Origin of the sequence: Shewanella sp. 10N.286.45.A1 (genome assembly GCF_041470405.1) — a bacterium.
In the GTDB taxonomy this organism is placed as follows: Bacteria; Pseudomonadota; Gammaproteobacteria; order Enterobacterales; family Shewanellaceae; genus Shewanella.
This window is the reverse complement of record NZ_JBFRMK010000368.1, coordinates 1-10,746: the sequence shown is the minus strand read 5'-3', so window position 1 is coordinate 10,746 and position 10,746 is coordinate 1. Positions and strand designations below refer to the sequence as shown.

The following is a 10,746-nucleotide window of genomic DNA, read 5'->3' as shown; positions in this document are numbered from 1 at the left end:
TGTCATTACTCACTTTGAATTAGCCTGCCTTGAACTAGCTTGCCAAAAACGCTCTGAGTAGATCAACTTCTTATGCTGATTGGTATTAGAAGCCATTTCGGAAAATGGAGTTAAGTCGATCATTTAAGCCGTCTACTGTGGCCCACAATGCATTAAAAATTTAATTGGACAACAATAAGCACATCATTATTGTTAAAGGAACGCCATGCTATACCTAGTACAATCTAACCAGATGGAAGCACTATCGCAGATCTTAGCCGCAGAGCTAACAACACCTCTGCCTAATGCGCCATTACTTATGCCTGAACATATATTGGTTCAAAGCCCTGGTATGTCGACCTGGTTAAGACTAGAAATAGCAAGACAGAATAATATTGCTGCAGCACTTGAGTTTCCATTGCCCTCAAGCTTTATTTGGCAGCTTTGCCATAACTTGCTAGAAGATGTGCCTAAAGAAAATGCCTTTACTAAAGCGGCAATGACCTGGAAATTGATGGAGCTCTTGCCCTCGCTTATCAATAAAGACGATTTCGCCCCTTTGGCTAATTACCTTTATAACGGTAACCAAGGCCATCACCAAAGCGCCCTCTCCAGTGATACCCAAGACAATATTGATACCGATGCAAGTGCTAATACTAAATCACAAAGTCCACTAAAGCTGTATCAGCTCTGTGGCCAAATCGCCGATATATTTGACCAATACTTAGTTTATCGACCAGATTGGATAGCGGCATGGGAAGCTAATGAGCCGACTTTACCTCCCAAAGGAGACAAATTAGCGCAGGCACAAGCATGGCAACCTATTTTATGGCGAGCTTTGATTGAGTTTAACGCCACAACATTACAAAAAAGCCAGTATCATCGCGCTAATTTGCATCAAGCGCTATTTGATAAACTGGATGATCCTAATACTTCAATGGCATCTTTACCACGGCGCTTGTTTGTGTTTGGTATTTCGTCAATGGCACCACAAACATTAGATGTATTGCATCATTTGGCTAAACGCATTGATGTGATCATGCTGAGCCTAAGTCCATGCCAACATTATTGGGGAGATATCGTAGATCCTCGCCTCAGAGCGCGCATGGCACTGCAATACGCCAATAAACAAAAACTAGAAGTAGAATGGGAAGACAAACTTGAAGTTGGTAATCCGTTACTCGCTAATAATGGTAAAATGGGCCGTGAGCTGTTAGATCTGATGCTTGAGCTACCAGAAGAACATACCGCATTTAATTTAGATTGTTACCAAGATCCCGGCGTTGATTGCATGCTACATGGCATACAGCATGATATTTTGCAGCTTAGTACCCGTGGCCAAAGTTTAGGCCCTGACGCCTCACTATATTTAACGGTTGATGGCCGAAGGCTACTACAACAAAACGACAACTCTATCACTATTCGCAGTTGCCACAGTCCACTGCGGGAAGTCGAAACCTTGCACGACCATCTGCTAGAGATGCTGTCAAAGCAAAGCAACGCCAACCAACCCGCTCTTGCCCCGAAAGATATTGTAATAATGATGCCCGATGTGGCCGCATACGCACCATATATTGATGCGGTATTTAGTGCTAAGCAAGGAGCTCATTATATTCCTTACGCCATTGCCGACCGCGGGGCGGTGCAGGAATCGCCGCTTATTGCCAGTTTCTTACACCTGCTTAATATTAATCAAAGCCGCTTTGGGTTGACTGATATTATTGGCATTTTAGAAGTGCCCAGTGTATTAAGACGTTTTGAACTAGACAATGATGCTTTAACCATCCTTAAGCGCTGGTTAGAACAGGCAGGAGTTAGGTGGGGCCGAAATGGAGCGAGTCGAGCCGAACATCAGCTGCCTCCATTTGAACAAAATGCCTGGTCACTCGGCATCAAACGACTCATTTTAGGCTATAGCTTCGCCGATGATGCGCCCCTTTATCAGCAAGCTTTAGCCGTCAACGGTATTGAAGGCCAAACAGCACAAGCATTAGGTAAGCTGTTAGACTTTATCGAATCGTTAGACCAAGTACATGCGGCTTTAGCAAACAGTTGCAGTTTAACGGATCGTATCGAGCAGTTAGAGCAGCTTCTATTAGATTTTTACCTCGTCGATGACGAGGAACAGGTGCAGTTACAAGAGATCCGAGATGCTATAGTCATTCTTGCTGAGGAGCTAACCGAATCAGGTCATAGCACTCCCCTTCCTATCGAAGTGTTACAAAACTGGTTTAATAGCCGCTTGTCAGAATCTAGAGTCGGACAGCGCTACCTTGCAGGTAGCGTTAATTTTTGTACCTTAATGCCTATGCGCTCAATTCCGTTTAAAGTGGTCTGTTTACTGGGTATGAACGATGGGATCTATCCAAGAATACAACATCCAGTCGGCTTTGATTTAGTTGCGCAAATGGGGCCTCGTAAAGGCGACCGTTCGCGCCGACTAGACGATAGATATCTTTTCCTTGAAGCGATACTTTCAGCCAGGCAGCAGCTATATATTAGTTACATAGGCAACAGTGAACGTGATGACTCTGAACGGATCCCGTCCATGCTCGTCTCTGAACTCGTCGAATACTGTCAGTTAGTTTATCTTCCAGAAAAGCTTGCGTTAGAAACAACTGCAGATGCTGATAACCTTAGCGAGCAAGATGCAGCAGAGTTCGTTGACCAGATTGAGCAAACTGTCGTAAACCAGCTGATCTGTAAGCAGCCACTTCAGCCGTTTGATGAACGCCTTTACCAACATAGCTCCTTTGTAGATGGCATACCGTTACAACAAAGTTACAGTGCTCAGTGGTGCCCAGTTCCCATACCGCAGGTAGGTACAGCACTTACAGAAAAGAGTCGAAATAATTTTATCGACTCAAGCACTGCGATGATAAATACCGCTGAGCCTGGTAGTGGGGACATTGAAGAGGTTGAGCTATCTGCTCTGATCCGATTTTTCCGAAATCCTGCGCAATATTTCTTTAATCGAACCTTAAAAGTCGATCTATCCATTGATATTCAAGCTGATGATAATGATGAACCCTTCAGTTTAAATGCGTTAGAACGTTATAAATTGCAGTCAACCTTGATAGAAAATGCGATAGACAATCAAACGGAATCTGCAGATGAAATACTGCTTGAACGCTTAAAAGCGCAAGGAACGATACCACTCAAACCATTTGATGATTTAATACTCAACCAATACCTGCATGATATCACTCCACTGATAGGCAGAAGCTTGTATCTAAAAGGTGAATCAAGCCAATCAATAGAAATTGCTATTGAGTTGGCCTTAACGAGTGATAAACACGCAGTAACAGCTCCATCTATCAAACTGGTTGGCCGTATTGATGATTTAAGTGCCAAGGGGCTAGTTAACTATCGTCCTGGGACAGCTAATGGACGAGATTTAATTCGCGTTTACTTAAGGCACCTGTGCCTATGCGCGATGCAAGGTAGCACTGATATCCCTAGGCTCAATCAGCCTATAAATAGCTACCTGCTTGATATTGGTCATTTCCATGTCTTTGCGCCGATCACCGCAGCCCAAGCAAAAGCACAATTAAGCCAGTGGCTAACCTTATTTAAACAAGGACAAGTCCACCCCTTAATGTTTATGCCAAGAACCGCGCTTGCCTACGTTGAAGCCGAGGGTGACCACTTGCAAAAATTACGTGAGGCGCAGCTGCAATGGTTAGATGAGCAAAGCCAGTTAGGTGAAGGCATGGAGCCACATTTCCAACGTTTGTATCAATTCCCCGATGACTTTAGTGAACACGGTTTTGGTGATACTGCACAAACATTGCTGTCGCCGTTATTGAGCTTGTATTACAAAGGCAGACTCGGCGAATTAAGTACTTATGTAGAAGCTGGAGCGAAAACAGCTCCCACTAACAAAAGTGAGGAGCAATAACATGCCAGTGTCGACATCAGGTACGCCGACCGATTCAAAGGTTAATTCTCAAAGCAACGGAACTAATCATATTGTCACCGAGCCGCTTAATACGCTAACTCTACCCTTTGGTGGCAGTCGATTAATCGAAGCCAGTGCTGGCACGGGCAAGACCTACACAATTGCAGGTCTATACGTCCGATTGCTACTGGGTCATGGTACGGAACACGCGTTAAGTTGCGAACAGATCTTGGTCGTGACTTTTACCAATGCTGCAACCGGCGAGCTGCGCGATAGGATCCGTAAAAAAATCCAGCTGGCCTATCGCTGCTTTATCGGCTTAAGTGTTGATGATGAACTCATTAGTCAACTCTATAGCGAAACCCCTGAGTCAGATAAAGCCCTGGCTCGAAAACGCCTTGATTTGGCGCTTAAATCCCTTGATGAAGCAGCCATTTTTACCATTCATGGATTTTGTCAGCGTATATTAGCCGATATGGCATTTGAGTCTTCGTTGCTGTTTGAGTCGGAGTTTACCCTAGATGACAGCGAATTCCTGCACCATGCTGTACGAGATTTCTGGAGAGAAAAGTGCTATCCGCTTAATGAAAGCCTTGCAGGTATTATTCAAAAGAAGTTTGCCAGTCCAGATGAGCTTTTACGGCAGCTGCGACCTTTGCTCGGCGCAAGCAACGCTATCGCGCAACCTAAACCAGCTCCTTTTAATAAAGTTTCAGCCGAGTTGATGCAAAACTTAAGCAGGCTTAAATTAATTTGGCCACGTGAGCGCGAACAAACAGAAGCGTTGTTGCACAGCTTACCTTTGAATGGTGCGCGCTTTGGCAAAAAAGCTGATAACTATCCCAAACTTGCTGTTATGTTAGATACACTCGATAACTGGGTCGCATTTGGCACCGCCCTGCCACCACAAAAAGTGTTAGAAGCATTATCACTTAATGGTTTGAAACTTAATAAAGGCGGCGAGCTCCCAAGTCGAGAACAAGCACCTGTGCTTGATCATATTGAAAGACTTGCAGCACTTATTGTGGCGCTCATTCCCAGTTTTCTTTACAGCGCTCGAGACGGAATTGCCGCACGATTTGCCGAACAAAAGTTAGAGCGTAATCTGTTAACCCCAGACGATCTATTACTGACATTAGCTAATGCTTTAGCAGACTCCAAAGATCAGTTTCTATCTAAAACCATTGCCAAGCGTTTTCCAATAGCATTAATCGATGAATTTCAAGATACCGACCCACTGCAATTTGAAATTTTTAATAGCATCTATCAAACAAAAACTCCAGACGAAAGCGCTACAGAATCGTCAACCAACCATCAACAGACAGAGCCGCTAAGTTTACTGATGATTGGCGATCCTAAGCAGGCCATTTATGCATTTCGTGGTGCCGATATCCACACTTACATTCATGCTAGAGAACAAACCGCAAAACACTACAACTTAGATACCAACTATCGTTCTAACCGACAAATGGTCGAAGCGGTTAACTGCATCTTCTCACATAGAGATGACCCTTTTATCAGTGATTCAATTCCATTTGAACCGGTAAAAGCGGCAAGTTTTTCAGATAAGAAAAAACTGAACGAGCCGATAGCCGATAACAGCGCGCTTAGAATAAGGCTGCTCAGTGAAGATCCTGAAAAAGGGCTTAATAAGACCACTGCTAGACAGTTGTTGGCCAATGATACAGCCGATGAAATAGCCCGCTTGCTTATCGATGCCCAGCAGGGGTTAACCACTGTCGGCGCTACCGCACTAAAAGCCAAAGACATTGCTGTTTTGGTAAGAGATAGACACGAAGCCAACGTCATAGAGCAAGCGCTTGAACAGCGCAATGTTGGGTCAGTATTTTTAAGCCGAGATAGTGTATTTGATACTCTTGATGCCCGTGAAATGCTGCTTATTCTGTACGCTATGGCAGAGCCCAAAGATGAACGCGCATTACGTAGCGCACTTGCAACCTCACTACTCGGCTACCGCGCAGAAGAGATCCACGCCTTTAACCAAGATGAAGATCAGCGTCAATTATTGCTGGAACAATTTGCCGCCCTACAACAGCTTTGGCTAAAACGCGGCATTATGCCAGCCTTACTTAATCTAGCCAGCCAAACAAACATCATCGAACGCTTACTGCACACCAATGAGGGCGAACGCCGTTTAACTGACTTTAGACACTTAGGTGAATTGTTACAGCAAAAGGCAACCGAACTTGATGGCATGAGTGCGTTAATCAATTGGTTTGAACAGGCATTAATTGGCAACCAAGCCAATGAAGAGTCTCAATTAAAGCTCGCCAGTGAACAAAACCTGGTTCAAATCGTGACTATTCATAAAAGTAAGGGACTCGAGTATCCAATTTGCTTTATTCCGTTTGTGAGCTTGAGTCGAGATAATCGCAAAAAGCCAGCGCCGATGCTTTACCATGAGCACAATAAACTGGTTTGGGATATTGAACAGACTGATGAAGGTTGGGATCGACAAAAACGTGAAACCTTAGCTGAAGATCTTAGGCTACTGTATGTAGCACTAACAAGACCAGTGCTTAAGTGTTACCTATACATCACTAATCACAGCCGTTTAACTAAAAGTAAAGGAATGACCAGCCAACTGCATGAAACCGCGGTTGGTTACTTACTTGGCATTGAAAACAAAATATGCGAGTACAGCGAATTACACAATAAAGCACAACAGCTGTCTGATAAAGCACCTATTGCCATCAGTCTTAGAGAGCTGCCACCTGCAGGTGATAACGATTTTGAGCAAACGCAATTTAAACTGACCGGCACTGGCGATCTTGAGAAAACATTCACACCAAAGAGACTAAATCGCCCGTTACAAACACCATGGAGAGTGGGAAGCTATTCTGGATTAGTCAAACATCTTGCCCATGAAAAAGTGCAGCCTGGCGCAGATGATGAACAATTCCCAGAAGTAGAAGCCATTATTGATGAGATCGACCCACAACCGTCACGTTTTACCTTTGAGCGCGGCGCCAATGCGGGTAGCTTTATGCATTTAGTACTAGAGCTCATTGATTTTACCAACGCAAGCCCAGAGCTAGATGAACATCTTCCCAACGCGATGAAAAAATACGCTATTGATGAGAGCTGGACAGCTGTTCTAAAAGATTGGTACCTCGATCTGCTACATGCTCCACTTGCTAACGATAACTCGCTATCGCTAGCGCAGTTAACTGATAGCCAGAAACTAGTAGAGATGGAGTTTTACTTACCGATTAGCAAACTTAATGCAAGTAAACTCAACCAATTGCTTATCGATTATGGCTACAGCGCAGGACTCATATTTGATGAGTTACAAGGTATGCTTAAGGGTTTTATCGATTTAACCTTTGAGCACAACCAGCAGTTTTTTATAGCCGATTACAAATCTAACCACTTGGGCGATAACCTCGACCTTTATCACTACCAGTCAATGAAAACGGCCATAAGCAGCCATCGATATGATCTGCAGTACATCATCTATACCTTAGCCCTGCATCGATATTTAGCCCTTAGAATGCCCGGCTACGATTATGACCAACATATTGGCGGCAGTTTTTACCTGTTTTTACGCGGTATGTCAGTCAGTGCACCTCAGGCAGGTGTGTACTACGATAAACCACCTAAAGCCTTAATTGAGAAGCTCGATCTTTTATTTGGCAACTCATCAATCACAGCATCTATTGAGGCAACCCCATGTTAACGACGACAGCTTCATTAGAAAGTTTACTAAAAGAGTGGCAACAAGAACGGCTTTTGACCCCACTTGATAGGCATTTTGCGCTACAGATGGCTCAACTTCATCAGCAGCAATCACCATTATTTATGTTGATCTGCACCTTACTCAGTCAACACTTGTCGAGTCAGCACTCCTGTCTGCCCCTCGAACAAATAGACTTTAGTAACCCACTCAAAGAGCAAAAAAGTCAATGTCAGATAAATATGACAATTGAAGAACTTAGTGCCGAATTACTTAACTTTGATGCAGTAGGCACACCTGACAATAAAACGTTAACACCGTTGATTTTAGACAAGGGTAACCTTTATTTACAACGTTACTACCATTACGAATGTGAAGTCGCCGATCACTTGATACGTTTAGCGCAATCGCCAGTGTTTGACCCGTCATCGACGCATTTATTAGATGAAGCAAAAACGCTTCTCGAGCAGCTATTCCCAGCAACGGTTCAGCAATATGACTGGCAAAAAATATCCACCGCAACAGCATTAACAAAACGCTTGGCGGTGATCACTGGCGGACCGGGTACCGGTAAAACGACGACGGTAACCAAGCTCCTGTATCTACTGACTTCACAGCAAGAGCTAACTATTCGCCTAGTCGCACCAACAGGCAAAGCCGCAGCAAGATTAAGCGAATCAATCAAAGCCTCTAAGCTACGACTCGCCAGCGAGCTACAACATATTTCAGTGGCTGAACTCAAGTCCAACATGGTTCGGATCCCTGAAGAAGCTGCCACACTGCATCGATTACTGGGGGTAATTCCTAATTCGCATCAATTTAGGCACCATAAAGATAATCCATTGCGGCTAGATCTATTAATAATCGATGAAGCGTCTATGGTGGATCTGCCTATGATGCATAAATTACTATCAGCCCTGCCCCCTCAGGCCAGCCTTATTCTCCTTGGTGATCAAGACCAACTTGCCTCTGTGGAAGCTGGTGCAGTGCTTGCCGACATCTGTAGTGGCTTAAAAGTGAATTTAGATAATGGCGCAAAAGGATGGCAGATGCGCTATTCAAAGCCACAAGCAAAATTATTGAGCCAGCTTACCCATTGTTCATTAGACAGCTTTATCAGTAATGATCCGCAGATCGGAGATAGCTTGTGTATGCTAAGGCACAGTCACCGCTTTATCGGTGATGCAGGGATTGGTCAATTAGCCGAAGCAGTCAACCAAGCGAACCTTGAAAGGATTGCACAAGTGTGGCAAACGGGCTACCAGGAACTGCTCTGGATAGAGCACGCTCCTATTAACAACAATCACTCCAACCTAGGCCTAGAAGCGCTACTAGAACAGTCTGTGAGTCAGTATGCTCCATATCTTAATGCAATGAATAATGTACAACAGACTGCCACTGAGATTATCGACAACTTTAATCAATACCGCATACTGTGCGCGATGCGCGCAGGCGAATATGGCGTCGATGGCATTAACCAAAGTGTCAGCCAAAGTCTTGCAGCTGCTGGACTGATTCAGCCTGAGCAAGAGTTCTATGCCGGACGCCCAGTGATAATACAAAGCAATGACTATAACTTAGGTCTTTTCAACGGTGATATAGGACTAATTCTGCCGGATGAGGCGAGTGAGTCTCAACGCTTAATGGCACACTTTATTCAAGCAGATGGCAGTCTTTTAAAAGTATTGCCTGCACGCTTGCCCAGTCATGAGACTTGCTATGCCATGACTGTTCATAAAAGCCAAGGTAGTGAATTTAGTCACGTATCGTTAGTCATGCCAATTAGGCCAAGTCTTGCCCAACAGCAACTATTATCGAAGGAGTTGGTGTATACCGCGATCACGCGCGCTAAACATCACTTCACCTGCCTTGGCAGTCAGCGAATATTTGAACAGGCAAGTACCCGGCTTACTCAGCGTTCTTCAGGCTTATCTGAGCGCCTTTGGCACAGAACAGAGCTTACAAGTCCGCAAACAGATGATAAAAGCAGCTAATGGCTGCGAAATCGGCTGGAACAGTTGCATTACCAAGTGATTGCGCCATAGTTGAGCCTTGCAAATTTAACAGTTATTAATGGGGATGAAATGAGTACAAAAAATATCTTATTGTTATGCGGTGGCGGTGGCGACGAACATGCAATATCTCTGTTATCTGCAAACTACTTTGAAACTTCGTTAGCCTCACTCCCCCAATTTAATGTGCTGCGTGTAGAATTAGATGCCAGTGGCCATTATAAAACTGCTGCTGGCGAAAATTGTGAACTTAATAGCCGCAGACAGATCCGCTTTGAAGATGATAAACGAGCTCCATGGCCAGTCGATTTTGCTATACCTTGTATTCACGGTTTTCCTGGTGAAACCGGCGACATCCAATCTTACTTTGAACTCATTAATCTGCCCTACTTCGGCTGTAAAGCCGAGGCCAGTCGTAACTGCTTTAATAAAATTACAGCCAAGATGTGGTTCAGTGCGCTAAATATTCCCAATACACCTTATTTGTTTCTCAATGAGTTGAATGACGCATCTATAGAGCAAGCGACTAACGCGCTTAAAGATTGGGGCAGTATCTTCGTTAAGGCCGCCTCTCAAGGGTCATCAGTGGGCTGTTACCGCATAGATAATCAAGAAGACGTCGCTTCAACCCTCGCACAAGCATTTACTTTTTCAGATTATGTTGTTGTCGAAAAGACAATTAGCGCTCGAGAGTTAGAAGTCGCCGTCTATGAGATTAACGGTGAAATCATTGCAACAGTGCCCGGTGAAGTCATCTGTTCCAGTAATAATTTTTACACTTTTGATGAAAAATACGCTGCTAACAGTCAAGCACAGACGCAAGTAGTAGCAGACATATCAATAGAGATAAGCGACATGATCCGCCAATATGCCATTAGTGCTTTTAAAGGTATGAAGTTACGACACTTATCCCGTATCGATTTTTTCTTAACTGAAGATGGTGAAGTACTGTTAAACGAAATTAATACCTTCCCGGGACTAACGCCTATCTCTATGTTCCCGAAAATGTTACAAAACCATGGACACAGCTTCCCCGACTATTTGTTAAGTAACATTCAAACAAGCATGTAGTGATAGACATCAGTTGAATTAGTTGATCGCTAACAATACTCTGATTAGATCACTCGCTTATAGCAATTGGTATTATACCAATCAGT

At 44.0% G+C, this 10,746-nt stretch carries 4 protein-coding genes; all 4 read left to right on the top strand.

Annotated features, from left to right (window positions below; translation table 11 throughout):
- The first annotated feature begins 205 nt into the window (after positions 1-205).
- Positions 206-3,880 (top strand): exodeoxyribonuclease V subunit gamma, encoded by a 3,675-nt coding sequence (recC, locus tag AB4238_RS21320; RefSeq protein ID WP_372035514.1) that lies wholly within the window; start codon positions 206-208, stop codon positions 3,878-3,880.
- A 1-nt stretch (position 3,881) separates the two neighbouring features.
- On the top strand, positions 3,882-7,580 hold the full coding sequence (gene recB / locus AB4238_RS21315; protein WP_372035512.1) for an exodeoxyribonuclease V subunit beta: 3,699 nt from the start codon (positions 3,882-3,884) through the stop codon (positions 7,578-7,580).
- Positions 7,574-9,571, top strand: a complete 1,998-nt coding sequence (recD, locus tag AB4238_RS21310; RefSeq protein WP_372035510.1) for an exodeoxyribonuclease V subunit alpha — start codon at positions 7,574-7,576, stop codon at positions 9,569-9,571. The genes recB and recD overlap by 7 nt, the downstream gene beginning before the upstream one ends.
- A 90-nt stretch (positions 9,572-9,661) precedes the next feature.
- Positions 9,662-10,660, top strand: a complete 999-nt coding sequence (locus AB4238_RS21305) for a D-alanine--D-alanine ligase (RefSeq protein ID WP_372035507.1) — start codon at positions 9,662-9,664, stop codon at positions 10,658-10,660.
- The last annotated feature ends 86 nt before the right edge of the window (positions 10,661-10,746 follow it).

What these genes read in the sequence shown, in the direction of transcription:
- recC (WP_372035514.1), top strand. Translation starts at nt 206, where the DNA reads ATGCTATACCTAGTACAATCTAACCAGATGGAAGCACTATCGCAGATC.
- recB (WP_372035512.1), top strand. Translation starts at nt 3,882, where the DNA reads ATGCCAGTGTCGACATCAGGTACGCCGACCGATTCAAAGGTTAATTCT.
- recD (WP_372035510.1), top strand. Translation starts at nt 7,574, where the DNA reads ATGTTAACGACGACAGCTTCATTAGAAAGTTTACTAAAAGAGTGGCAA.
- AB4238_RS21305 (WP_372035507.1), top strand. Translation starts at nt 9,662, where the DNA reads ATGAGTACAAAAAATATCTTATTGTTATGCGGTGGCGGTGGCGACGAA.